Annotated in this window: 23 protein-coding genes; 6 read left to right on the plus strand and 17 right to left on the minus strand. The window is 36.2% G+C overall.

Features of this window, described 5'->3' with window-relative positions; genetic code table 11:
• Positions 1–113 precede the first annotated feature (113 nt).
• Entirely contained in the window at positions 114–3,254 is a 3,141-nt protein-coding gene (locus tag ACGHIN_RS10520) for a UvrD-helicase domain-containing protein (protein ID WP_390453192.1), read from the minus strand.
• A gap of 182 nt (positions 3,255–3,436) precedes the next feature.
• Between ACGHIN_RS10520 and ACGHIN_RS10525 the strand changes: the two genes are divergently transcribed.
• From ACGHIN_RS10525 to ACGHIN_RS10535, 3 genes are all read left to right on the plus strand, one after another.
• Entirely contained in the window at positions 3,437–4,180 is a 744-nt protein-coding gene (locus ACGHIN_RS10525; RefSeq protein WP_390453193.1) for a hypothetical protein, read from the plus strand.
• Between the two features lie 4 nt (positions 4,181–4,184).
• Entirely contained in the window at positions 4,185–4,958 is a 774-nt protein-coding gene (locus ACGHIN_RS10530; RefSeq protein ID WP_390453195.1) for a carboxypeptidase-like regulatory domain-containing protein, read from the plus strand.
• A gap of 90 nt (positions 4,959–5,048) precedes the next feature.
• Positions 5,049–5,783, plus strand: a complete 735-nt coding sequence (locus ACGHIN_RS10535) for an SIMPL domain-containing protein (protein ID WP_390453197.1) — start codon at positions 5,049–5,051, stop codon at positions 5,781–5,783.
• A gap of 116 nt (positions 5,784–5,899) precedes the next feature.
• Here ACGHIN_RS10535 and ACGHIN_RS10540 read toward each other — a convergent pair whose 3' ends face one another.
• The 7 genes from ACGHIN_RS10540 to ACGHIN_RS10570 form a co-directional block, all read right to left on the minus strand.
• Entirely contained in the window at positions 5,900–6,412 is a 513-nt protein-coding gene (locus ACGHIN_RS10540) for a GNAT family N-acetyltransferase (protein ID WP_390453199.1), read from the minus strand.
• A gap of 2 nt (positions 6,413–6,414) precedes the next feature.
• Positions 6,415–6,636, minus strand: coding sequence for a PspC family transcriptional regulator (locus tag ACGHIN_RS10545; RefSeq protein WP_007839346.1), 222 nt, complete (start codon positions 6,634–6,636; stop codon positions 6,415–6,417).
• The gene (locus tag ACGHIN_RS10550; protein ID WP_390453201.1) at positions 6,629–7,900 is read right to left on the minus strand and encodes a DUF2851 family protein; all 1,272 of its coding nucleotides are present in this window, start codon (positions 7,898–7,900) and stop codon (positions 6,629–6,631) included. Before ACGHIN_RS10550 ends, ACGHIN_RS10545 begins: the two co-directional genes overlap by 8 nt.
• Before the next feature lie 161 nt (positions 7,901–8,061).
• The gene (locus tag ACGHIN_RS10555; RefSeq protein ID WP_390453203.1) at positions 8,062–8,517 is read right to left on the minus strand and encodes a DoxX family protein; all 456 of its coding nucleotides are present in this window, start codon (positions 8,515–8,517) and stop codon (positions 8,062–8,064) included.
• A gap of 65 nt (positions 8,518–8,582) precedes the next feature.
• Positions 8,583–9,164: a Crp/Fnr family transcriptional regulator gene (locus tag ACGHIN_RS10560; RefSeq protein ID WP_390453205.1), complete on the minus strand. Its 582-nt coding sequence runs from the start codon at positions 9,162–9,164 to the stop codon at positions 8,583–8,585.
• A gap of 41 nt (positions 9,165–9,205) precedes the next feature.
• Positions 9,206–10,354 (minus strand): N-acetyl-alpha-D-glucosaminyl L-malate synthase BshA, encoded by a 1,149-nt coding sequence (gene bshA, locus ACGHIN_RS10565; protein ID WP_390453207.1) that lies wholly within the window; start codon positions 10,352–10,354, stop codon positions 9,206–9,208.
• Between the two features lie 4 nt (positions 10,355–10,358).
• Positions 10,359–12,107: a glycoside hydrolase family 3 protein gene (locus tag ACGHIN_RS10570; protein WP_390453208.1), complete on the minus strand. Its 1,749-nt coding sequence runs from the start codon at positions 12,105–12,107 to the stop codon at positions 10,359–10,361.
• Between the two features lie 116 nt (positions 12,108–12,223).
• Here ACGHIN_RS10570 and ACGHIN_RS10575 point away from each other — a divergent pair, with 116 nt between their 5' ends.
• Positions 12,224–12,751, plus strand: coding sequence for a hypothetical protein (locus ACGHIN_RS10575; RefSeq protein WP_390453209.1), 528 nt, complete (start codon positions 12,224–12,226; stop codon positions 12,749–12,751).
• Positions 12,752–12,826: 75 nt separating this feature from the next.
• Here ACGHIN_RS10575 and ribA read toward each other — a convergent pair whose 3' ends face one another.
• The 8 genes from ribA to ACGHIN_RS10615 all read right to left on the minus strand — a co-directional run bounded on the left by ribA (position 12,827) and on the right by ACGHIN_RS10615 (position 19,897).
• Entirely contained in the window at positions 12,827–13,423 is a 597-nt protein-coding gene (gene ribA, locus ACGHIN_RS10580) for a GTP cyclohydrolase II (protein ID WP_390453211.1), read from the minus strand.
• Positions 13,424–13,439: 16 nt separating this feature from the next.
• On the minus strand, positions 13,440–13,895 hold the full coding sequence (locus ACGHIN_RS10585; RefSeq protein WP_390453213.1) for a hypothetical protein: 456 nt from the start codon (positions 13,893–13,895) through the stop codon (positions 13,440–13,442).
• Complete coding sequence (locus ACGHIN_RS10590) at positions 13,892–14,506, minus strand: DUF4254 domain-containing protein (protein ID WP_390453214.1); 615 nt, start codon at positions 14,504–14,506, stop codon at positions 13,892–13,894. Before ACGHIN_RS10590 ends, ACGHIN_RS10585 begins: the two co-directional genes overlap by 4 nt.
• An 11-nt stretch (positions 14,507–14,517) precedes the next feature.
• Positions 14,518–14,730, minus strand: coding sequence for a twin-arginine translocase TatA/TatE family subunit (gene tatA, locus ACGHIN_RS10595; RefSeq protein ID WP_390453215.1), 213 nt, complete (start codon positions 14,728–14,730; stop codon positions 14,518–14,520).
• A 29-nt stretch (positions 14,731–14,759) separates the two neighbouring features.
• The gene (locus tag ACGHIN_RS10600; RefSeq protein ID WP_390453216.1) at positions 14,760–16,316 is read right to left on the minus strand and encodes a peptidoglycan DD-metalloendopeptidase family protein; all 1,557 of its coding nucleotides are present in this window, start codon (positions 16,314–16,316) and stop codon (positions 14,760–14,762) included.
• Positions 16,313–17,152, minus strand: a complete 840-nt coding sequence (gene lolB1 / locus ACGHIN_RS10605) for a lipoprotein insertase outer membrane protein LolB1 (RefSeq protein ID WP_390453218.1) — start codon at positions 17,150–17,152, stop codon at positions 16,313–16,315. The genes ACGHIN_RS10600 and lolB1 overlap by 4 nt, the downstream gene beginning before the upstream one ends.
• A 109-nt stretch (positions 17,153–17,261) precedes the next feature.
• Positions 17,262–18,278: a sugar phosphate nucleotidyltransferase gene (locus ACGHIN_RS10610; RefSeq protein WP_390453220.1), complete on the minus strand. Its 1,017-nt coding sequence runs from the start codon at positions 18,276–18,278 to the stop codon at positions 17,262–17,264.
• A gap of 167 nt (positions 18,279–18,445) precedes the next feature.
• Complete coding sequence (locus tag ACGHIN_RS10615) at positions 18,446–19,897, minus strand: lipopolysaccharide biosynthesis protein (RefSeq protein ID WP_390453222.1); 1,452 nt, start codon at positions 19,895–19,897, stop codon at positions 18,446–18,448.
• Positions 19,898–20,016: 119 nt separating this feature from the next.
• Between ACGHIN_RS10615 and ACGHIN_RS10620 the strand changes: the two genes are divergently transcribed.
• Complete coding sequence (locus tag ACGHIN_RS10620) at positions 20,017–21,354, plus strand: dihydroorotase (RefSeq protein WP_390453224.1); 1,338 nt, start codon at positions 20,017–20,019, stop codon at positions 21,352–21,354.
• A 203-nt stretch (positions 21,355–21,557) separates the two neighbouring features.
• Positions 21,558–23,711 (plus strand): outer membrane beta-barrel protein, encoded by a 2,154-nt coding sequence (locus tag ACGHIN_RS10625; protein ID WP_390453226.1) that lies wholly within the window; start codon positions 21,558–21,560, stop codon positions 23,709–23,711.
• Between the two features lie 57 nt (positions 23,712–23,768).
• On the opposite strand, the gene ACGHIN_RS10630 is transcribed toward ACGHIN_RS10625, so the two are convergent.
• Entirely contained in the window at positions 23,769–26,066 is a 2,298-nt protein-coding gene (locus ACGHIN_RS10630; protein WP_390453228.1) for a GH92 family glycosyl hydrolase, read from the minus strand.
• Between the last annotated feature and the right edge of the window lie 26 nt (positions 26,067–26,092).

A 26,092-nucleotide genomic window follows, 5' to 3' on the forward strand; every position in this document is an offset into this window, starting at 1 on the left:
TAATATTTTTTATATCAGGTGCAGGGTAATTGTTTTTTAACACACAGCGCGAAACATAATAATATAACAAAAAAAAAAAATGGGCGGCGCACCCAAGGCCCCCCCCGAAACTTTTATAAATAAATAAGCTGCGTCTTCAGCACATTTCTTCCCAGGCTTTCTAACACCTTTTTATACGTTTCTATCTGCCTGTCGTTTTTCTCTGAAACTTCACCGGTTTTGAAGTCTACAATTATGTATCCTTCATTGTTTTTTAAAATACGATCCGGTCTGTAAATCCTGCTTTCCCCGTTTTCCGAGATCATAATATCTTTTTCATTAATAACCTCCCATTTCTCGTCAAAAAATTCGGCATACATCGTTACAATTTCCAGTAAAGTTTCCTGAATTTCATTTTTCTCTTCCAGGATAATCTGTCCTTCGAGAACATAGCTTTCCAATACTTTGGCAATGTCTTTTTCCGTATTGATCTTTGATAACAATTCATGGACGAAAAGACCAATTCTTACCTTTTCATTCCGGACCTGGTAATTTTTTGATGGGGTGGCAATTTTAATGGAAGTGCTGTTCTCATCAATATTTTTCAGATTGCGGATATCTTTGGTAACAAAAGATGAGCTCTTATCTTTTGAATGCTTTTTCAATATGTCAGGAGAAACCTCATACATATCAAATTCATCTGCATCCTCTGTATTTTTCGATTGCAGGAATTCCAGAAGCTCAAGATTATTGGATGTTTTATTTTGTTTTTGCAGGTAAAAGAATAATTGTTCAACAGGTCTTGTAGTGGCGACATATTGAAGACACAGTCTGTCTACAAGATTTTTATAAGAATTCTCTCTGTTGAATTTTTCAATCTCCTGATCATATGCTTCCAGATTTTTGCTGAACTGGTTGATATTAACCGATTTTAAAGCTTCATCCTTATTCGTTTCAAACCAATTGGTAAATTCATTATCACGGTTTTTATTCATCATCGGAATAAAGACTACAGGGAATTCCAGGCCTTTTGCCTTATGAATGGTCATAATCTGGATGGCATCAATATTTTCCGATGCCTGAATAGTATGGGTAGAAGCTTCTTCGTCCCAGTATTTTAAAAATTCTTTCGTACTGGCTCCTGCATTTTGAGTAAAATTGAAAAGCATCTCCAAAAAGTTCAGGATGAAATCCGTCTCCTTATTTTCAACAGAGAACTCATTGATATAATATTCCACAAAATTGTACAGATTGAATTTTGGGAAATGATCCTGTTTAAGCTTTAAAGAATAGGTGTCACGAATGAACTGTACAATCTCTTTGTGGGATTCAATTTTAAGAATTCTATCCATTTCCAGGGTGAAATCTGACATAATAACTCTTCCCAAATGGTTCAAATGATACATCATCATAATCAGATTAGGCTTATTCTTAGGATTGATCTCCCATTTTAAAAATTCTATGACAGCTTGTAGCGTGTCAGATAATTCCAAAGTAAGGCCTTTTTCCGAAATGGTTTTAATATTGGTTTCCTCACCATGATAGTTCACTTTTAGATTTCCCAGTTTCTGAGAGTAACTAAAAATGTCAAAGTTTCCACGGCAAAGAATGGTAATGTCAGAAAATGAGAACCCATTATGAAGACATTCCTGGATATCCTGCCGCATTTTTTCCGAAGTATCATGGTAAAAATCTTCGTTGGTCAGATTTTCAAAAAGATTCACTTTCACCCGGCCTTCAATATCGGATTTGGGGTTTTGTTCCGCATCCGTACCGAAAATATTTTTGTGCTCTTCCTCTAAAATATCAGCATGAAATCTATACAGTTCATTATTAAACTTCACAATATTTTTAGCGCTTCGCCAATTGTCTTTCAACACAAGAAGTTCTGCTTCTTTGGTAGAAATTTCTTTTTTATTGATGATATCAAGCATGAGTTTACTTTCACCTCCACGGAACCGGTAGATACTCTGCTTTGGATCTCCAACCAAAGTAAACGATGTGTTTTCAGTTGAGACACTGTGATCTCTTAATGGGATGAAATTCTGCCATTGTAACTCAGAAGTGTCCTGAAACTCATCAAAAAAATAATGTTGAAACTGAGAACCTACCTTTTCATAAATGAATGATGAAGGTTCATTCTTAAGATTTTCATTAATAAGAATATTGAATTTTGAAAGCAGGACCAGATCATTTTCTTCTTCAATTTTCCTCAATTCATCCTGAATATCTTTATTAACCTTCAAAGGAAGAAGAGCGGATAAAATCTTTTCCTTTTTCTGGGTTTCAATATACAGAAGAATGAGTTTCATTCTGTTTTCCAATAACTGCTCCAGAATTTCCAGAATTTCAGATTCTTTATGCTTGGATTTTGAAGCAGCGCCTTTTCTGTAATTGTTAACCACAGATTCCTCCTGTGTAGTCGGAAAAGGAAATCCGGTCCGTTTTTGCTCGTAAAAATCTACAACCTTTGTGAAAAAACCACCGATCCCATTTTTTCCCTGGGCAAAATCTTCAATTTCAATATTCCTGGATCTGAATAGTTCAATAGATTGTGCAGCAAGTTCCATGGATTGCTTCTTATTCAATACAATCTCTTTCCGGATAGTATTTTTTATATCTTCATAATTCGTATCATCAAAATCCTTATTGCTTTTAAGGTTTTCATAGTGAATATCCTTTACAAACTCTTTGGCAGAATTATAAAGGTTTTTATTGAGATTGATACGTTCGTTATTTTCCAGGCTGTAATCCACATAATCCATGAACGAATTGGAAATAGCTTCATTTTCCCCGATCTGATCAAGCATTTTATCTACCGCTTCTATCAGGAAGGGCTCCGCTTCAATTTCCAGATTGAAATTTTTAGCCAATCCCAACTCATAAGAAAAGCTTCTTACGAGACGGGAGTTGAAACGGTCAATAGTTCCTATGTTTAAGGTGGAGTAATTATGCAGAATATAATCCAGCAGTTTTTTAGCCCGGATATGCAGCTCATCAATGGTAATACGCAAACCTTCTTCCTCAAAAGCTTTCTGAATATTTTTAAGATCAGCATTATCCGCATAATTTTGTTTGGAAAAATGTCCCAGCCAGGATAAAATTCTTTCCTTCATTTCGTTGGCTGCCTTATTGGTAAAAGTTAAGGCCAGAATGTTTCTGATCGATTGCTGTTGATTAGGATAACGAAGACAGATCATCAAAAGTCTCTGAACCAGGGCATACGTTTTCCCTGAGCCTGCAGAAGCATTGATTACTGTATAAGAATTTTGCATTTCAGAATGAGAATTAATACTGCAAGTTAATTAAATTTTAAGTGAAATTTTAACAATTTCCTGAGGGGCTTTAACAAATTAGGAATGAGAAATTCTAAAAAAAATCCTAAAACCGTTAAGTGTGGTTAAACTTATAGGAGAATTTAAAAATAACTTTAGTTTTGTTGAATAAAAAATAGCCAGTGAAACTCAAACTATTCTCTCTTTTACCCCTTCTTTTTTTTATCAATACCAACGCTCAAACTTATATTTTTGGGAAAGTAACTTCCGAAGAAAATAGGGAGATACCGGATGTAATCGTCATCAATATCCGGACCGACGAAAGCGTTCAAACTAACCGTGACGGTCATTTTATGATCTCAGGAAGGCAAGGTGATGAGCTTCGTTTTGTAAAAGCAGGATATGATCGTATCGTTAAAAAATCAACAGACATTAGTGCTCCCCTAAATATTATCTTGGTCAGAACACCTATTCAGATTGCTGAAGTGGAAATAAAGAAAGGAATTACCGGAGATTTGAAAATAGATTCCAGAAATCTGAATAAGCCTAAAAAAGTGGAGAAACTACTCCTGGATCTGGGACTTTATATGTCTCAGAAGTCCGATCCCAGAGTTTTGGCAGCGAGACCCGGAGAATTTGTGCAGCCTGTCACCAAAGGAACCTTTAGTCTCGGTAAAATAAAAAACAAATGGGACGATGTGGATTTCATGAACTATCTTACCAGTGCCTTAGGTGAACGGTATTTCACCGATCTGAAGATAGAAAGATCGCAGATCCAACATTTTATATACTATGTTTTTGCGGGCGGATTTGAAAGAAAAAATATTTTGAAATACGGATATTGCAGTGATGCGGATCTGATGAGATTCCAGCGTGCCGTATTAACCAGAATTTCTTCTTACAGAGCTCCGCAGACTCAAAAATAAGCGGATGAAAAGGCAGCTTATATTTGGTTTGTTATTTTTATTTCATCTCGTCCTTTCCCAACAGACAGTTACGGGAATTATTACGGATGAAAATGACATCCGACTGAATTCTGTAACCGTAATCAACATGTCTACAGATCAGAAGGTTCTTTGTAATTCTTCCGGAGAATTCAGTATTGAGGCTTCAGGAAACGATGAGTTAAGATTTGTAAAAGCCGGCTATGAAAGAGCTTCAAAAAGAGTTCTTACAGATGGTGTCAATTCTCGGTTAACCATTATTTTAACTCAGCTGCCTCAGGAAATTGAAGAAGTTCAGGTTGTTAAATTAAGTGGAGATTTGTCAAAAGATTCCAGAAAAGTTGCCAAAGTTGATCTGGGAGCTCAGGTTGAGGGCGCGGTCGGTCTTCCGCAACCCGTTGGAAAAATGAGGGAAACACCGGCGGAAGTAAAGAAAGTTTTGCTTCCCATGCTTTTAGGAAGCCTGAATATACAGGGTTTGTATGATCTCGTAAGCGGAAAAGCCAGAAAACAGAAAAGGCAGTATCAGTATGAAGACTTACAGGAACATATTGCTTGGATAAAAGAAAGGGTAGACGATGATTATTTTGTGAAGGCCGGTATTCCTGTGGAAAGAATATCAGAGTTTATAGAATTTTCATTTTTGGTGAAACCACATATCCGTACCTATGTTAAAGCTAAAAATTTATCAGCAGTACTGCTGAGAATAGAAGAAGTCATACCATTATATACCGATAGATTGAAAGAATCCAGGGAATAATTAAAATGTTAATAAAATCTTAAAATTTGGAATAGGAATTGATGTTGTATTTCTGTTATTAATTGAAAAAATAACCAATTTACAAATTTTATGAATAAAAATATTATAGGTATTGCTATTGCAGCACTCGGATTCATTATCGGACTCGGTCTTTTGGGAAATGCAGTTAAAAACAGGAATAAGTCTGAAAATACCATTTCCGTTACAGGACTAGGAACCAAACAATTTACTTCCGACCTTATCACCTGGTCCGGAAGCTTTTCCAAAAATAATTTCGACCTGAAATCAGCGTATGATGAACTGGCTGTAGACCGGAAAATCATTAATGATTACCTTATTTCGAAAGGCATCAAACAAGGTGAAATCGTGTTTTCTTCTGTGGATATCCAGAAGCAGTTCAGAAGTTATAATGATTCCAATGGAAACTATGTTCAAGGTGAGTTTTCCGGGTATAATCTGACCCAAAAAGTTTCTATTGAAAGTAAGGAAGTAGCTAAAATCGAAAATCTTTCCAGAAATATTACAGAAATCATTAATCGAGGCGTAGAGTTTACTTCCTCTTCCCCGAATTATTTTTATACAAAGCTAGCCAGCGTAAAGCAGGAAATGATTGCGGCTGCTACCAAAGATGCTAAAGAGCGGGCTGAGAAAATTGCAGAAAACTCAGGAAGTAGCTTAGGGAATCTTAAAAAAGCGACAATGGGTGTCATTCAGATCACTGCCCCCAATTCTAATGAAGATTATTCTTACGGGGGAACTTTTAACACGTCTTCCAAGGAAAAAGAAGCAAGTATTACCATCAAGCTGGAATATCAGGTGAATTAATATTTCTCGCAGATCGAGCAGATAACGCAGATGTTTGCGTCATATTTTATTTGTGAAAATCTGTGTAAGGAAATTTTAGAAATAATAAAAAAGCCGGACGATCTCCGGCTTTATGATCAATGATATACAATATCGTAAATTTCTTCTTTAATTTCCTTTAAATTCTCAGGGGAATAGTTGGCCAGTAGCCAAAGGTCAAGAGCTTTTTTGCCTTCTCCATAGCTTGGCTGCACATACATTTCATCAATTAGTCTGAAACCGTTTTTCTGATAAAAAGAATATCTTCTCTGCGCATCTTCACCGGCATGTTCAGGTTCAATTTCTAAAATAATCCGTGGAAAATTATTAAATAGATAACCTGTAATATGAGAGCCTAATTTTTGGTTTCTGAATTCGGCAAAAACCTCAAAATGTTCTACAAAAACATGGTTGCTAAGTTCCCAGATAATCAGATATCCAATATTCCGGGTTTCGTGCAGCACAGAAATTATTTTGGTATTCGGATGAGAAAACAATCTTACGAACTGATACCAGTCCCTTCTTTCATTTTCAGGAAAAGTGGTACAGTAAGAATTGAAAATTTCCTGAACCCGGTAATCATCAGGTGATGTAATCTGTAAAAACTCCATAGCTATAAATCAAAAACACTTGGTCTTCTGGTAATGAAAATATCTTTAATCCAGAGCGTGAATGCCAATCCGAGATAAATAAGGAAAAAGAAACCTGCGGTTGCAAAAGTAGAATAGATGAAGAAAACCCTCAGTTTAGAAACCGGAATTCCCAGTTTAGCCCCCATTCTTGTAAGAACACCAAACCATTCTCTTTCCATTTTATGACGAATATTATCAAGCATCTGAAGATTCTTTTAAAAGTTTAAATCCAATACTGCAATTTAAGCAATTTTTTTCTTTGCAACCATTGGAATACTGATAAATCAGGCTCTGGCTTTCCAAAGCAGTGGTAATCTCCAGTCCTAATTTTTTCCAGCTATCGATAATTGAATTTTTTTCAGCCGGAATATTCCTGTAGAAATGCATGATCTCGTCTGTGATTTCTTCCCGATGATATTTATGGTAGGTATATTTTATAGGGAGAATGGCATTAAGAATGATGAGGTCTATAAAATCTTTACTCAAAAATTTCACCTGGCTGATTTTGGCTGGTTTTCCAAAATTGAAATGGTCATTCCAGTATTCCGAAGCTTTTACCGCTGTAAACAGGCTTACCAATTCATCCATATTATTAGCGGCAATAATTTTTGAGAATAAATGTGGTTGCCCGTAGAGATCTGCTAATTGAGACAAACGGATCGTTGGAAAGTTATGTGGTCTTAACCGTAAAAATTTAGGATGAAACCTTAGATCGGAAATTTTAAATTTTGTGGTCAGAAAATCAAACTCTCTTTTCCATATTTTCAAAGATTCGTCTTCCGGGGCATCGAGCCAGCCGGAAATTCCAAATAATAAGGCTTCCAACTGTGTTTTATTTTGCCTGATTTTATTGATGATGCTAAAATCAATGCTTTCCGCAATCTGTTTAAAAGTAAACGCATTCACTTTTAACCCAAAAGAATAAGCAAAACTGTGAAATAAAACTGCTTCGAAATTGTTTTTATATTTCTCTAAGCTTTTTTCGAGCTCAGCCGATTTTTCATCTAACCTTTTAATGATATTTTCTTCATGAAAATTGACAGGGATCTTCTTTTGATCAAAAATCCGCTCACATGGAATAAAATGATCTCCGTTGACCAGTTTTTCATATTGTAACAGTAAATGTTGATTAACATAATTCTTTAGTTCTAGAGTCGGAATATTATTGTTATTTAATTCTGCAATTTCTATATCCTGATGAAACACAACGTGGAGAATAATATTTTCATAATTAGGATCGTTGGAATGATTATGAAAAATCCAGTCGGAAGATTTAATATGTAACTCTATATTTCCGGCTAAAATTACGTTATTGATCTTAACCTTGGCGAATAAAAAATCCGGACCCGCATTGGTATTCCATTGGCCGAAATCCATAATTTCAACAGGATTTCCTTCAATATCCTTGAAGTCAAAATTGTTGAAAACCTTATGGTTCCAAAGATATTGAAGTAATTTTTCCGTCATGAGTGTATCACGAATATAGCAGAAATATTAAACTCGTGATATCCTTGTTTTAAAATTTTCTAAGGCCATTCTACATATTTCTTAATCAGTATAATGAATGTTTTTTTATATCAAATTTTATAATAAAACCTTTTGTATTTTCTTCATTTTGATGAAAAGATCTATTTCTTAGTCATATATTTTGAAATGAGTTGATCCACTGAATACTTTCCGCTTCCGTTCAGTACTAATGCCATACATAAACCGATGACCAGTAAATGATATTCATAGCCTTCTCCTTTCTGGTTCCCAAACCAATTCATAAAGAAACCGTGCTCTACATGTGCTGTAAAGATGATGCCCAGAAATAAAATTATGAAAGTGACGGCCCATAATCTGGAAGCCCACCCGATAAGTAAAGAAATGGCTCCAAAAAATTCTATCACAATAACCAGAATTGAAATAACCCAGGGCAAATGCATGGGTCCGGTTAAATGCTCCATTTCTCTGCTAAATCCGGGCCCGTGAAACCAGCCTAACATTTTCTGTGCACCATGAGGAAACATGATTAATCCAAGAGTAAGCCTGATCACCAATCCTGTCCAATCTTTATTGGTGTTAAAAATTTTGTTTTTCATATGATCGTTTTAAAAAACAAAATTGGAAATAACGGATTACAAAAAAATTAAAGTAGTTGAATAAATTATTTTTGGCTCAACTTTTTTCTAAGCATGCTTAAAAACACCGGTGTGATACCAAGATAGGAGGCTATATGCTTTTGTGGAATTCTTTGCTGTAAAGCAGGGTACTTTTCAATAAAAGCCAAATACCGTTGTTCAGCTGTCTGCGAGAGATTCTGATTGATCCTTTGTTGCTGTGTCACGTATGCATTTTGAATCAGGAGCCTGAAGTATCGCTCCAACTTTGGGACTTTAAGATATAACGTATCTAAATTTGTTTTGGAAATTTGCAGGATTTCAGTGTTTTCCAAAGCCACTATATGGTAACACGTGGAAGTTTCCGTGAAGAAGCTCAATAAATCACCAGTCCACCAATCTTCTATGGCAAATGTCAAAGTATGTTCAAACCCGTTCTCATCAATTGAGTAAGTTCGCAGGCATCCACAAATAATAAAGCTTTCTGTCCGACAGACTTCACCGCTTCGCAGAAGGAATTCTTTCCTTTTTAAGCTTTTATATGAGAATAAAGAATTGATCAATCCAATCTCATAAGCATTGAGTTCTATATACTTTGAGAAATGATTGATCAATTGAGTTGAATCCATATTTGTTTAGAGGATTATTTTGGAGGTTATCCCGAAATGATTTATACTTTCAGCAACTCTTTCTTAAAATTTTCTATGGTTGTTCTGTACATGTCTTCATAGATAGGAAGAATGTTTTTTAAATCGAATTTTACGGCCTGCTCTTTGGCGTTTTTCTTCATTCTGGTTAAAAGCTCTTCATTACTCAAAAGCTTAATGGTATAATTGCTCATGGCTTCAACATTCCCGATTTCGGCTAAATATCCCGTTTCTCCCTGAATGTTAACTTCAGGGATTCCACCTGCGTTCGAACTGATGACCGGTGTATAAGCGGCCATCGCTTCCAATGCAGCCAGACCAAAGCTTTCCTGCTCGGAAGGAAGTAAAAATACATCTGAAAGCTGTAGGATCCTGTATAAATCATTAACTTTTCCAAGAAGACGGATCTTAGAGATCAGTTCAGGATTTTCTTCCAGGAACTGATTGATCTTTTCCATATCCGGACCTTCACCAATAATAATCAGCTTAGATTTTACCTTTTTCTCTACATTTTTGAAGATCTGCAATACTTCATCGACACGTTTTACAGGTCTTAAGTTAGATACGTGAATTAATATCTTCTCATCAGGATTGGCAAACTGTGTTCTCTGGCATTCGTTGCAATCATCAAACTCAGAATTATCAATAAAATTGGTAATCACCTGGATTTCTTTTTTTATATTGAAAAATTGAAGGGTATCTTTTTTCAGACTTTCCGATACGGAAGTAATGGCATCCGACTTATTAATGGAAAACTCTACAGCATGTTTATAACTTGGATGCTGCCCTACCAGGGTAATATCGGTTCCGTGAAGGGTAGTCACCAACGGGATATCGTTATTGTCTTCCTGAAGCATCTGTTTGGCCGTAAAAGCGGCATAAGCATAAGGAATGGCATAATGAGCGTGAAGTAAATCCAGCTTGTAAAGATTAACAACACGGTAAATCATAGAGCTCAAAGCAATATCATAAGGTTGATACTGGAAAAGAGGGTAGGTCTGAACATTCACCCTGTGGAAAAAAATGTTGGGGTTCGTGATGTCTAATCTTGCCGGAAGAGCAGAGCTGATGAAGTGTACTTCATAGCCTTTATTGGCAAGAGACATTCCCAGTTCCGTTGCTACAATTCCGCTTCCACCGTATGTTGGGTAGCAAAGTATGCCTATTTTCATTATTTTATGGTTGTTTTGATGTTGTCAATGTAGTTGAGTTCGATTGGGAAATATTCGAAACAGAAGCGTTCATATCCATTCCCATTCCTGCTTTTAAATTATCGTTGACCAAAACAGGAAGCCTTCCCCAGATTTTTGTTTTTCCGTTTAAGGCATCTGCTGTTGCCGTCATGGAATCCTCATTGTTCTCGTAAGACACCAGAACAGTAGAAATTTTGGACAGATCAATGTCTTTTAATGCATATGCACTTCCAAAGACATTTAAGATAACATTTTGGTTCTTTGTAAGGTCTGCTAAAACTTTCTTTGATTCCGCAGAAATCTTATAAGGTTTATAAGCTGTGGAATTATCTTTATGCAACCCTACAATTACTGTAGAATTAGCAGGAATCGTATTAATTTCGCTGGCTTTTTTCACAATAACCGTTGTCCCCAGGGTCAACTGGTTTGCAAAAGTCTGATAAGGAGCTTCTTCTAACGGAACATAATAATAGGTTCCCTTGCAGTTAAGAGGAAGTAATTTTTTCTCGTCCTTTAATAAGGTTAATGCATTCGCATATAGATTTTGAACCAGTTTTTTATGAGAAACATTATTAAGATCGTAGTTAACATTTTCCGGATTTTTCGGAGTGTATTGAGACAATCCTAAAAAATATTTCGTCAAGAGAATTTTCTTTACACTTTCCTCTACTCTGGACTGAGGAATTTCACCATTATCAATAGCTTTCTGAATCAATTTTTTTCCTTCGGCAACACCTTGGGAAAATAGCATAATATCATTTCCTGCTTTAAATGCTAATGCATCCAGTTCTCCCGGCTTGTATTTATTGGCTACAGCTCCCATGTTAAGAGCATCGGTAATGATCAATCCTTTGTAGCCCAGTTTTTCCTTTAATAATCCTGTAATAATATTTTTGGAAACCGAAGCAGGAATTCCTTTTCCGGATTCTAAAGAAGGTACATATAGATGGGCTACCATTACACCGCCTATTCCTTTATTCATTAAGGCTTTGAATGGTGCCAATTCCACTGAATTTAACCTGTCTATATTGTGAGAAACAACCGGAAGATCGAGGTGAGAGTCGGTACTGGTATCCCCATGTCCCGGAAAATGCTTTATGGCAGCCAGAATATTATTGTCTTGTAATCCGTTTGAATAGGATAGGGCGGAATTGATGACATTATTCACTTCGGAGCCAAAGCTTCTGTTCCCGATGATCGGGTTATTCGGATTGGTATTTACGTCAACAACCGGTGCAAAATCCCAGTTGATTCCCATTCTCTTACCGTCTTCGGCAATTTTAGCAGCCATCTGATAAATTAAATTTTTATCCTGAATAGCCCCCAATGTCATTGCCCACGGAAATTTATGAGCCGCCGCAATTCTCTGATACAAGCCCCATTCTGCATCCATTCCTATCATTAAAGGAACTTTGGATTTCTGCTGGAACTCATTCACCAGGTTGATTTCTCTTGCTGCGTCATCCTGCATCAGGATCAAACCTCCTATTTTGTCGTTTACAACAATATTCCTTACCTGGGTGATGTGATTTTCATCTTTATTGGTATAAAGAGCCACAATAAAAAGCTGTCCCAATTTTTCGTCCTGCGAAAGAGAACTGTAGGTTTTGTCCACCCACTGCTGAGCCCTGTTCAAATCTGCCGGAGAAAGGTTTTTAGGCTGATACTGCGCTGTTATTTTAGAACTGATGAAAAAGAATACAAGTAACGCTGTGTAAACTATTTTGCTCATAATTTTTGAATAAGAACAAAAATACAATTAAAAAAAACAGGATAAGGAATGTTTTTGAGTTTTTTGGTATATGTTTTGAATGTGCATAATCAATAATAAACTAAACTCTTATTACAATGAAAAAATTTCTTCCATTTTTATTTCTAGCTTTTGTGAGCTTATTCATCTTTAGCTGTGATGATAGCAATGATGATGTAGTTTACGAAGACCATGATACTTATTCAGTGGCGTATGATATTACTCCTACCTTTAGTAAAGTAAGCACTAATTTATATGAATTTAATGATGCATTTAATACTCCTTTGGTAGAATCAGATGTAGTGCTTATTTATTTACAGACAGGAGTTACCAATAATAATGCTCCAATCTGGAAATTACTTCCTTATACTTTCTATGTAGGAAATGCAACTAATGATGAGGTAGATTATACATTTGATTTCAGCAAGTATGATATCGGAATTTATGTAAACTCAACTTCTACATTGAATCTGGATAATAACTCTACTTATTATACCAATAAGAGATTCAGAGTGGTAGTTGTTCCGGCAAGCACTGGGAAAAATGCCAGCGTAGATTATAATGACTATAATGCTGTAATTAAGTATTACAATATTGACGAGTCTAAAATCAAGACGAAGCTTTAACAGAAAATATCTTTTCAGTTTTTTATAATTACAAAAAAAAGCTCCGGGAGAAATTCCGGAGCTTTTGATTTTTTATCAGTTATCATTATCATCCAGAAGATGACCAAAGTAATCTTTCTTTGTTTTCAGGTATCCTCTGCTTATATCATTGGCGGGTATTTGCAAAGGAACCCTGGAATTAAGATGAATATTGCTTTCTGTTACGTATTTTACCTTTTCAGGGTTATTGGTTAAAAGGTTTACGTCTTTTACATCCAGTAGATTTAAGATCTCAATAGCTACTCCGAAGTTCCGGTCATCTGCGGGAAGTCCCAATTTTAAATTGGCTTCTACAGTATCTAATCCTTTTTCCTGTAATGAGTATGCTTTTAATTTATTGATAATCCCGATGTTTCTGCCTTCCTGACGAAGGTAAATAATGATTCCTCCATTTTCATGGATATATTTCATTGCCGCATCCAGTTGCTGGCCACATTCACATTTTTTTGAATGGAAAACTTCTCCGGTAATACACTCTGAATGGAAACGGACATTCACAGGCTTGGAAAAATCTGTATTTTCCGCAATAATAGCCATATGAGGCATCCAATCGTTTTCGTTTTCGGAGAAAGCAATCATCCGGAAAGTACCGTGTTCTGTAGGAACATTGGCTTCCGCCTGAATCTTAATCATTAATGTTTAATAGTTTTTAATTTCCTTTTAAAGAGTCTTCGATAACAGTGATGTTGGTTTTTAATCTGACCAGATACCTGTTGAGAACTTCATCATCATCTTTACTAAGATTCTGTCTCAGCTTCTGAACTTTTTTATAGGCCTTTTCAAAGCTTTTAATGGCTCTGTTTTTTCCGGATAGATTATTGGCATCTATTGCATATAAATAGTTCTGAAGACTGTATTTCAAAGAAGTGATTTCTTCATTTAAAGCTGCATTTTTAAATTGCGGGAATGTTGAAATCAGGTTGGAGATTTCTGAGGCATTTACATTTTCTTTAATGTTAATATCAATGCCTTTTTTTGCTCCTCTGTCAGAATCAGAACCTTTTGAATCACTGTAAAAATTATTAGACAACGGAGAAAAATTCAATTTTTCCGTTGCACAGGAAGTTATGATTAGTAGTACTCCAAAAAAAATTAGTCGTTTCATTTCTGTTGCCCCTTTTGATAAAGGATTGGATTAAGACTTTCATCATTATACATTTTCATTTGTTTGTATACTTTCATCTTAACATTACCGTTCTCAATATCAGCAAGCAACTGATTAATGGAAGTTGAGAGATCTTCTTTCTGTATCAGAAGCACATCCAGCTTGGCTTGGCAATTGGAACGGTGCTCTTCAGAAGCGGAATCTCTATGAGCTTCTAGTGACATATGATAAACCTTCAGTGCAAGTATTGATAATCTGTCTACAGCCCAAGCGGGTGTTTCCGTATTGATTTTTGCATCAGGTTTAGGAGTTATATTTTCAAACTTTTTAAGAAACCAACTGTCTATAAATTCCACTAAATCAGTTCTTTGCTGATTAGAGGCATCTATTCTTCTTTTGAGTTGAAGAGCTTCAGTTGGATCAATATTTTCATCTCTAATTATATCTTCCAAATGCCATTGAACGGTATCAATCCAGTTCTTTGCATACAAAATCCGTTCCAAACTATCTTTATCGAACGGATTATTAATTAGAGCGTTAACGTCATCAAGCACGTGATAATCTTCAATAGACTGGTTGAAGATTGTCCATGCAGTTTCAGTAAAGTTCATTAATAAGAATTTTAGTTACTGGAAGAGCTATTGTTAGCTGAAGAATTTTTGTTCTCTGAACCTGGTTTATCCTCTTCTTTTACAGCATCTTTAAATTCTTTGATACCTGAACCCACACCTCTCATCAGTTCCGGAATTTTTTTACCTCCGAAAAGCAGTACAAGAAGTATTGCCACGATAAGAATATGTTGCCATGATAAGGCTAATATTGTTAATGTTTCCATTTCTAATTTTTTTGCAAAGTTAATCTTTTTTAATAAGATACCCAACCTAATGGATCAACTGGTGTGCTGCCGCTCCATACTTGGAAATCAAGAGTATAAGACCCATCAAAATCCTGCCCTACAGTACCTACGGGAGTCCCTGCAGAAACCTGCTGCCCTTTGGAAACATTCACAGTTCCCAGGTTAGAATAGATGGTAAAATAGGTTCCGTGCTTTACGATCACGGTTTTAGTTCCGTCGCTACTCGCTAAAATTGAAGATACTGATCCTGGGAATACGGCCTTTGCACGGGTACCTGAAGGAACGGAAATTTTTATTCCATTATTTTCTTCAACGATATTTTTCAGAACCGGGTGTTGTTGTCTACCGAAACGGTGGGTGATCTGGCCCTTGTCTACAGGGAAGCCTAATCTTCCTTTGTTTTCTGCAAAATTATTTCCGGCAGCTTTTGAAACCCCAAAGTTGGTCATTGCTTTAGATTCAGCTGCTTTTTTCTCATCTTCTTTTTTCTTGGCTAATGCTGCTTCCGCGGCCTTTGCAGCTGCCAGCTTATTGGCTGCCTCTCTTGCTTTGGCATTGGCTTCTTCAGAAGCTTTAGTAGCGGCTACTTTTCTTGCCGCATCTTTTGCGCTTGCCTCGGCTCTTGCAGCTTCTTCAGTACGTTTTCTTTCTTCTTCCGCTCTTTTAGCGGCTAGATCAGCTGCTTTTTTTGCTTCAGCCTCCGCCAGTTTTCTTTCTCTTTCAAGAGCTTCGGCCTTGGCTTTATTTTCAGCTTCTATTCTTGCTTTTTCTCTTTCAGCTGCTAGTTTTGCCAAACGTATTTTTTCTGCTTCGGCCTTTTTTCTGGCTTCTTCTTCTGCTTTGGCTATTCTGATCTCTTCTGCAATAATAGCACGGATCTGGGATTCAACAGCTTTGTTTTGGGTTTGTTTTTGTTTGAGTTCTGCAGTCAGTCTGGCTTCATTTTTCTTAAAATCTGCAACCAGTTGTTCTTTTTGAGCTCTTTCCGCATTAATAGTGGTTAAATCTTTTTGCTGATTAACCAAAAGTGTTTCCTTGTCCTTTACTGATTTCTGTCGCTGGGCAATTGATTTTTTGATCTGCGTGGCAGCATCCGTAATTTCTGCTGCTTTTTTATCCTGATAATCAGAGTACTGTTTTAAATATTGTACTCTTCTTATTGCTTCCCCTAAGTTTTTGGAAGAAAGGATAAAGGTTACTTTATTCTGTACTCCTTTATTTTTATAAGCATTCACCAGAACCTTGGCATAATTTTCCCTAAGGACTTTGAGCTCTCTGTTCTGACGGTTGATTTCCAACTGACGAAGATAAATTTCGTCCTCAATAAATCTTTTTTCTTTCTGGGTATTATTGTAAACCTTTTCTCTTAAAGCCAGCTTTTTATTAACGTTGGTTAGATAAGCTATAGAAAGTTTGGATTCATTTCTTGTTTTGGCTAAATCAGAATTTATTTGTGCAATTTGTTTTTTAAGTTCGGCATTTTGTTTCTGCAATTGTTCTTTTTTTTGCCCATAATGCAAACCGAACAGCAAAATACCTATTAAAAAGCTAAATTTCTTAATCATTTAATCTCAATTTTCTTATAATTGGCTGGAACTGAATAGGGAGTTTCCATCTTCGAAAAATCAAATTTCGTATTTTCCATTAAAATCTGACTGTTTTTTGAACCTTTTATAATTATTTTAACATTTTTTGGTAAGCGGATTCCATTATATTCATCCCAGTTGTTATAGGAGATTTCCAGTTCGTCAGGAGATAAAACATCTTTTAGTTGAACGCTTAACAAATCATAATTTTCGTCATACTGCAATGTTATTTTGTATTCTCTTGCTTTTTCATCTGTTTCGATTCTTTGGTTAGAGTTTGAAACCATTTTAAAACCCTGCGCATTTTTGGTAAGGGTGAATTGAGAATCGCTGATTTTCACGAATGTTCTTCCCATGAGTATCTTCTCCAAAGACTTGTAGTCTATGAAATTGACATTCAGTAGGTTATTTAAATATTCGAAATCAGAATCGATATAGGATTTATTGGTCTTGTCATATCCTTTTACACCTTCTGGAGTTGCCTTTCCTCTTGCTACATTGATAAATAATGCGGATAAATTCATCCATACTTTTTGGTTGTTTTCAATATAAATAGTGGCATCCAGTGTAGGAACGAAGCTTCCGGTTTCCACATTGACCTTACTGTTGATTTTGATCTGATCAAATTTAGGAGGAATAAGTACATGCTCATAAAAGGTAAGTTTATCTCTTACAGGTTCATTCGCATCTTTCGGATCATTATTATTTTCTGCATGAATGCTATCTTGTATGCTGCTATTATTCTTGGCCGCATTTCGTGTTTTACAAGATGATACAAGCAAAAGTAATATGATTAATGGGATCCAGTTTTTCATGTATTTATTTTTCTTTCAATTTCAAGGGAAACGTTGCAATATTAACGCCAAACCACACAAAATCTTTTGTGTGGCCTGATTATATTGCATTTACTGTAAAAATAATTTTCTATTTAGATAAGAAATCCAGCACGGAATAATCTCCCAGAGAAATTTCCCTTGCTACTCCAAAATACTGTGCCGAGTTACCGATCATAGAATTGGATAAGTTTCCGTGATTGATTCTGGTATTTTCCTGGATCAATGAGTTTTCAATATTGGAATTGACGATCACTGTATTATTCCCCAAAGAAACTCCGGGACCAACTTTGGAATTGGAAATCTTTACGTTTTCACCAATAAAGCAAGGTGGGATGATAAGGGAGTTTTCAATTTGAGCCGTTGCCGGATAATGAGACATTTCTTCTTTTTCGTAAGCAAGAATTTTGCTGTTGGTTTCTACAGTAGCATTTTTATTTCCACAATCCATCCAGTCGTTTACTTTACCCAGCGTAAATTTGGCGCCTTTTGCTCTCAGGTTTTCTAATGCTGTTGTCAATTGATATTCGCCACCATTTTTGATGTCATTATCCATGATGTAATTGATCTCATCCATCAGTTTTTCAGCACTGTTGAAATAATAAATACCGATAATGGCAAGGTCTGAAACAAAGGTCTGTGGCTTTTCAACGAAATCTGTAATGAATCCGTAGTTATCCAATTTTACCACTCCGAATGCAGAGGGATCTTCTACACTTTTTACCCAGATAACGCCGTCTGAGTTTTTATCCAGTTGGAAATCTGCACGGAAAAGAGTATCCGCAAACGCAATAACTACATTTCCCTGCATGGAATCTTCGGCACATTTTATGGCATGAGCTGTTCCCAGCGGATCATTCTGATAATAAATGCTTCCTTTAGCTCCTAATTTTTCAGCGATCTGAATTAAGGATTTTTCAATTTCAGGACCGAAATCTCCGATGATGAATGCTACTTCTTCTATTTTTTCACCGGCTACTTTGGCAATATCTTCTACCAGTCTTTGTACGATGGGTTTTCCGGCAATAGGAATAAGAGGTTTTGGAACAGTTAACGTATGTGGACGCAATCTGGAGCCACGTCCAGCCATAGGTACAATAATTTTCATATTTTAGTTATACTATTTGTATTTTTCTGTTATTTAAAAATCAAAAAAATCATATTGATTTGTGGCAAATGTAATTAAAATTCACAGATACTGGATGTAGATTCGGTGAAAGATTACAATTTGTAAGGTGGTAAATGTTATAAGTAATTGATACTATTAATGATAATCTATCTTTTCAGGATCTTCTTTATTATGTTTTTTTCATTAAAAGCAATTAATGCAAAGAATGCCAATAAGAATAAATTCCCCACCAAATAATTGGTTCTGAAACAATAAAACGAAATCAGAGAGAGTGAGACCGTAACCGTAAGATATACTATTATTTTACCAGTATTATAGTGAATAGGATACCAAAGCTGTCCCCAAACATAGGAAATGATCATCATAGAGGTAAAAGTTACTAATGCAGCTATTGCACTTGCCCAATATCCGTATGTCGGGATGAATAAAAAGTTGATCAGAATGGTGATAACGGCTCCTATGATGGATATGTATAACCCTACTTTTGTCTGATCGGACAATTTATACCAAATAGACAGGTTAAGATATATTCCCAAGAATAGAGCACCTAACATTACAAACGGAATGATTTCAATTCCTTCATAATAAAGGGGATTTCTGAGATATTCTTCGGAGATCCATTGCAGATTGACCATCAATCCCATATAAATAATGCAGCTGCAAATGACAAAGACATCCATTAATACAGCATAGGTTTTATGGGAATCCTTATTCTTAAAACTTGAGAAAAAATAAGGCTCAATGCCTAGTTGATAGGCTTGTCTGAATACCGTAATGAAAGTGGCTATTTTATATACCGCACCATACACTCCAATCTGATGACGCGCTTCTTCATCGGGAAGAAGGTATTTCAGGAATTGTCTGTCCAGTGTCTGATTCACAATACCGGCAAGTCCGGCGATCATTACCGGCCAGGAATAATTCATGATTCTTTTCCATAATTTGAAATCAAATTTGGAAAGGCTGAAGTTCACAAACTCTTTCCCTACAATAGCCAGTGTAATGATACTTTGCACCAGATTGGCAACGAAAACATAACCCACTCCAAATTCAGGGTTGTATTTTATTCCCAGAATTCCATCCGGATGTTTCGGGAGCCATTTGATAAAAAACACCACTAAAAAAAAGTAGACCAATGAACCTGCCACTTTGGAAAACATGTATTGAAAAGCTTTTCCCTCAAGTCTTAAAATGGCAGATGGTATGGTAGAAAAGGCATCTAATGAAAGAATGAACAGGAATATAACAAGAAAATTGACCTGATCCGGAGTTTCAAAAGCATTGGCCAAATCCTGCCTGAAAACATATCCCAGAATGAGATAAATAAGGCCTATTCCTATAATGCTCATGGAACAGGTAGAAATTAAAGTCTTCCTGTCGATGCTCTCTTCCTGTGCAAAACGAAAAAAAGACGTTTCCATCCCATGCGTCAGCAAAACGGTGATCACCCCGGCGATGGAATACCAATCCACAAAAGGAGATGAGGCAGCCGGCCCGAAGGCCTTCGTGACTATGGGTGCAATAATGAACGGGAAAATTCTGACCAATACAGAACTGAGACCATATACAGCTGTTTGTCCAAATAATTTCTTGTACAATTCCGAAAATTTTCTGCAAATGTAAATATTAGATTTTAGAATTTTCAGACTTATGTTTAAAAATCGTTTTCGAAAGCTTAATTTTGCGGAAATGAATCTTTTATATCTAAAAAAGTAAAATGAAGACCTTAATTAAGAACGTAAAAATCGTTAACGAGGGACAGATCTTTGAAAGCGATATTTTAATTGAAAATGATGTAATTTCTGCAATAAATTCTCATATTTCTGAAGAGGCGGATCAGATTATTGATGGTTCCGGAAAATATCTTTTACCCGGAGTGATTGATGATCAGGTACATTTCCGTGAACCGGGACTGACGCATAAAGGAGATATTGAAAGTGAATCAAGGTCTGCCATTGCGGGGGGTGTAACAAGCTTTATCGATCAGCCGAATACGGTTCCCAATGCCGTTACTCAGGAATTATTAGCGGATAAATATCAAATTGCTTCTCAAAAAGCGTATGCCAACTACGGTTTTATGATGGGGGGAACCAATGATAACTTGGAAGAAGTTTTAAAAACAAATCCCAGAAATGTTCCCGGAATCAAGCTTTTCTTAGGTTCTTCTACAGGAAATATGCTGGTTGATAATCCGGAAACGCTGGAAAATATTTTCAGCAATACCAAAATGCTCATCGCAGTTCATTGTGAAGATGAAGCAACCATCAAAGCCAATACTCAGAAATATATAGATGAGTATGGGGAAGATATTCCTGTGAAATTCCATCACCTGATCAGAAGTGAGGAAGCATGCTATAAATCTTCTTCAAAAGCTATTGAATTGGCACAAAAAACCGGAGCGAGACTTCATGTTTTCCATCTTTCGACAGCAAAAGAAACGGCATTGTTCAGAAATGATATTCCTTTAAAAGATAAAAAAATTACGGCTGAAGTTTGTGTTCATCATTTAACCTTCACTAATGAGGATTATGAAACAAAAGGCGGCTTGATCAAATGGAATCCTGCTGTAAAAACCCAACACGACAAAGACGGACTTTGGAAAGCGCTTTTGGATGACAGAATTGATGTGATTGCTACTGACCACGCGCCTCATACTGCGGAAGAAAAACAGAATGTGTATACAAAATGTCCTTCCGGAGCACCTTTGGTGCAACATTCATTAGTGGTAATGCTTGAAAATTATAAGAACCGAAAAATTTCTTTGGAAAAAATCGTTGAAAAGATGTGCCATAATCCGGCTATCCTTTTCAGAGTGGAAAAAAGAGGTTTTATAAGGGAAGGGTATAAAGCAGATCTGGTTTTGGTAGATCTGAATGAAAACTGGACGGTTTCCAAAGACAATATTCTTTACAAATGTGGTTGGAGCCCGCTGGAAGGAATGAACTTCCATTCTAAAGTGACCCATACCTTCGTTAATGGACATCTGGTTTATGATAACGGAAAAATCAATGAGGGAAAATTCGGGGAGCGATTGCTTTTTGAGGTCCAGGAATAGATTTCTAATTTGTTTTTAATAAATATTACCTCATGGGCTTTTAAACCTGTGAGGTTTTTTATTTTCATTTATAATACCTCACTGTTTTTAGAAATAATTTAAAATAAAGTAGGTTGACTATCAACTAGTTTGATTATTATTATTTAAGAGGTGTAACAAAGTTCCAGGATTGATTGTCTTATTCAGTAAAGAATTAATACTTCATGAAGCTATTTTTAACATTGGGGGGATTTCTGCTGAGTACCTTCATTGCCGCACAGGCTCAAAAAGATACTCTTAATAAACAGAAAGAAATAGAAGGCGTTACTCTTGTTGCTAAAAAACCGACAGTGGAAAGCAAAGCAGACAGAACAGTTTTTAATGTAGCTAACAGCTCTATTCTGGCAGGAAATACAACCTGGGATATCGTAAAGATGTCACCTTTGGTAAGTGTAGATAATAATGATGTGATCAAAGCGGAGGGAGAATCTGTAACAGTATACATCAACGACAGAAAATCTGTTTTTACAGGGAAAGAGCTGAAAGAATATCTCAAAACCATTCCGGCAGACAACCTACTGAAAATAGAAGTGATTACAAGTCCTTCCTCCAGATATGAAGCCACAGGCGCAGTCATTAATATTGTGTTAAAAAAGCGTGATGATGAAGGAATAAAGGGCAGTATTTCACTCACCAATACCCAGAATACGAAAAATAACCAATATGGAAATTTCAATCTCAATTACCATAAGAAAAGCTTCACCCAGACTTTCACAGGAAGCTATAGCGATAATACTTATATAACACGAAATTCTGCCAAAAACACTTATTATAAAGATAATTTCGTAACCTTAATTGATACGGAAAACACATATAAAAACAGAAATCCTTCAGTTTCATCAACTTCGGAATTTGAGCTGGATGAAAAAAATAACGTTGGTCTTGTCATGGAATATTATCAGGGTAACGGAAATTCTTTTTCTAATGCTGCAGGAACCAATTATCTCAATGATGTTTTTCAGAATTCTTATATTCAGGATCGAAACTCATCTTCGCTTACGCGAAATTTGGGGACCAATATCTTTTATAAATATTACGACAAAGAAAAAAATAAAATCCTGGATATCAATTTGGGGACCAACTATAATTCGAATAACGGGACAACCGACTTTATTAAAACATTCAGTACCTCGATGATTCCTGAAGGATCACGCATCGATAATTATAATCAGAACCGGAATTATTATCTGAAAGTGGATTATACAACCCCGTTAGGAAAAAATGGTGGAAATTTTGAAGTAGGCGGGAAAGCAAATTTCAATAATAATGTAATTCCCAATACCTATTATAACCTTTCCAATGGTGATTGGATTTTTGATGATACCAGAAGCAATAATTTTCATTATTCGGATAATATCAATTCACTATATGCGAACTACAGCAAGACATTTTTTAAAAAGCTGGAAACCAGAATCGGACTTCGTTATGAATATATCCGTTTCAAAATCCGGCAGGATGTAGGGAATATTGAACGAACCGATTCCTACGGAACACTTTTACCCAATCTTTTGCTGAAATATTCTTTTTCGAATAATTATGATTTGAGCTTAACGTATAATCACAGCCTTTGGCGTCCCTGGTATGCGGAATTTAATCCTTTTCTTATGCCTAATAATGACGGATTGTATTCCCGGGGAAATATGGACCTTCTTCCTAACCCGAATGACAGGGTTGCATTGAAGCTGGGATTATTTAAAAAATATTTTATTTCTGCAAGATATATGTTTACCGATCAGGATTACTGGAATACCTTTGTGGAAGAAGATGGAAAAACGATCTCTATGCCGGCTAATTTCAAAGGTAAAATTGAGAGATTCTATCTTTTTGCGAACACGAATCAGAATTTGCTGAAAAACAAACTGAATGTCAATTTCGGGATTGGCTGGTATTATATAGACAACAGTGATTTTAATACAAGGAATAATTTGTCATCTCAAAATTATATCAGTTATTTTTCAGGATCTACCAATTTCTCTTATACGAATCTTTTCAATAAGAATATTAATTTGGGCGCCTGGTTTAGTGTCGATAATCAGAATAGCGGTAATTCCGTTGCCAACAAAGCCAATTTCTTTCACAATATTTCCGTGACAAAAATATTTCCGGGATCTCAGATAGAAACCAGCCTTCAGCTGATGAATATTTTTAAGAGACCCAATATGAATACCACCACCTACAGCCAGATCGGTACTTTCCAAAATTCTAACCGATGGGATTGGTACGGGTTTTCTCTCACATTTGTCAAACGTTTCGGAAACCAGAAAGTAAAAGAAAATACAAAGACAGACACCGAAAAAAATGAAGGTGGAGGTAAATAAAAAGAAAGGCAAAACTGCGGATCACAGTTTTGCCTTTTTACTTTTAAATTTTATGAATTATTTCTTTGGTTTGCTGCTCATATAAAAAGTAAGCTTTCCTCCCTTTACTAATTCAGAATGCTTCAGCGTAAAGTTTTTAATTTCTTTTCTATTCAAAAGAATTTTTTCAACATACACATTCTTCGGACTTTGATTGATCGCTTCAATTTCAAAAGTCTTTCCGTTTTCTAAATGCAGAGAGGCATGATCTACGGCCGGACTTCCGATCGCATAGTCTTCGGAACCGGGAGCTACAGGATAAAATCCTAATGAACTTAAAATATACCATGCGCTCATTTGTCCTGCATCATCATTTCCTCCCAATCCGTCCGGAGTTGCTTTGTACTGCATGTCCAGGATATGTCTGATCTGAGCTTGTGTTTTCCAGGGCTGTCCTGCCCAGTTATAAAGATAAGCAACATGATGAGCCGGCTCATTCCCATGAACATACCCACCGATAATACCTTCCCTCGTAATATCTTCCGTATCGGCGAAAAATTCATCTGGTAAATGCATGGTGAACAATTCATCCAGTTTTGCCGCAAACTTTTTCTTTCCGCCCATCATTTGGATAAGCTCATCCGGATGGTGAGGAACAAAGAAGCTGTAATTCCATGAATTGCCTTCAATGAAGCCTTGTCCGTGTGTACTTAACAGATCGAACTCTTTTTTAAAGCTCCCGTCTGCCAAACGAGGTCGCATAAAGCCAATGCTTTTGTCGAAGTTATTTTTCCAGTTTCCGGAGCGTTTGATGAACTGATTATAGATTTCAGTTTCTCCCAGGTGCTTTGCTAACTGAGCGATTGCCCAGTCGTCGTATGCATATTCCAGTGTATTGGAAACTGAGGTTCCGTTTTTCTCCGAAGGAATATATCCGGAATCAATATAATATCCAATTCCTTCATAATCTCTTTTATTCGCTGTTTCTACGCAGGCTTTCAACGCTTCTTTAGGATCGCCGTCGTAATTTCCTTTAATAATGGCATCTGCAACAACACTTACGCTATGATAGCCGCTCATGCACCAGTTGTCATTGGCATAATGAGACCAGATGGGCAACATTTTCATGGAAAACTGATTGTAATGAGCCATCATGGATTTTACCATATCATTGTTTCGCTTGGGTTGGATAATATTGAAAAACGGGTGCAAGGCACGATACGTATCCCAAATCGAAAACGTAGTATAATTAGTAAAATTGTTTGCTTTGTGAGTATTTTGATCCAAACCTTTATATTCACCATTCACGTCCATATAGACTGTTGGATTGATGAAGGTGTGATACATCGCTGTATAAAAGTTGGTTTTCTCCGTTTCAGAACCCTGAATGACAATTCTATTAAGCTCCTTGTTCCAGTCTTCCTGTGCCTTTGCTTTTACCTGATCGAAAGATAAGTTTCCGGCCTCTTTTTCAAGATTATCTAAAGCGTTAGCCTGACTTACCGGAGAGATAGCTAATTTGAGTTCAATAGCCTCATTTTCATTCGTGTCAAAATCGAAATACATTTTTAGATTTTTTCCTGCGATTTCCGGGAAATTTTTAGTCTGATCGAATTTTCTCCAGAATCCTTTGTATACCTGTTTTTCATCATAGTTTTTCTGTCCATATGATTTGAAAGGCTTTGAAAATTTCATGGCAAAATAGACTGTTCTCGTTCTCGCCCAACCGTTGGTTTGTCGATAACCCGTGATCGTGTTATCATTTTCAACACGAACATAGGTCCAGGTATTTTTACCGTCATAATTATAAATTCCGGCCATCAGATCTAAAATAATATGGGCCTGATCTGATTTTGGAAAAGTATAACGATGTACGCCGACTCTGGTGGTAGCCGTAAGTTCTGCAAGAATATTGTTCTCATCCAGCTTTACTTTGTAATAGCCTGCTTCCGCTTTTTCATTTTGATGTGAAAATGTACTTCTATAACCTTTCTCGGGGTTTGAAGCGGTTCCTGGATTAAGCTGTAATGGCCCAACAGTTGGCATTACCAAAAAATCTCCCAGATCCGAATGTCCCGTTCCGCTAAAATGAGTAGAGCTGAATCCTACGATTGTTTTGTCTTCATACCGGTACCCAGCACAATATTTATACACCTCTCCATTGTATTTTCCATTAAGTTCATAAGAAATGGAATCTGTTTCCGGGCTTAGCTGCACAGCTCCGAAAGGAACGGTTGCTCCGGGATAGGTATGTCCCATTTTTTCTGTTCCAATTAAAGGATTTACATATTGATAAAGCTTTTGAAATGATTGAGCTTTAAAGTTTACACTAAAAAATAGAAGAAATAGAAAAAGAGTAGTTCCTGACCTTTTCATGAATGGATATTTTTTCGAAGAGTAAA

Source organism: Chryseobacterium barbadense, assembly GCF_042849955.1.
Classification (GTDB): domain Bacteria; phylum Bacteroidota; class Bacteroidia; order Flavobacteriales; family Weeksellaceae; genus Chryseobacterium.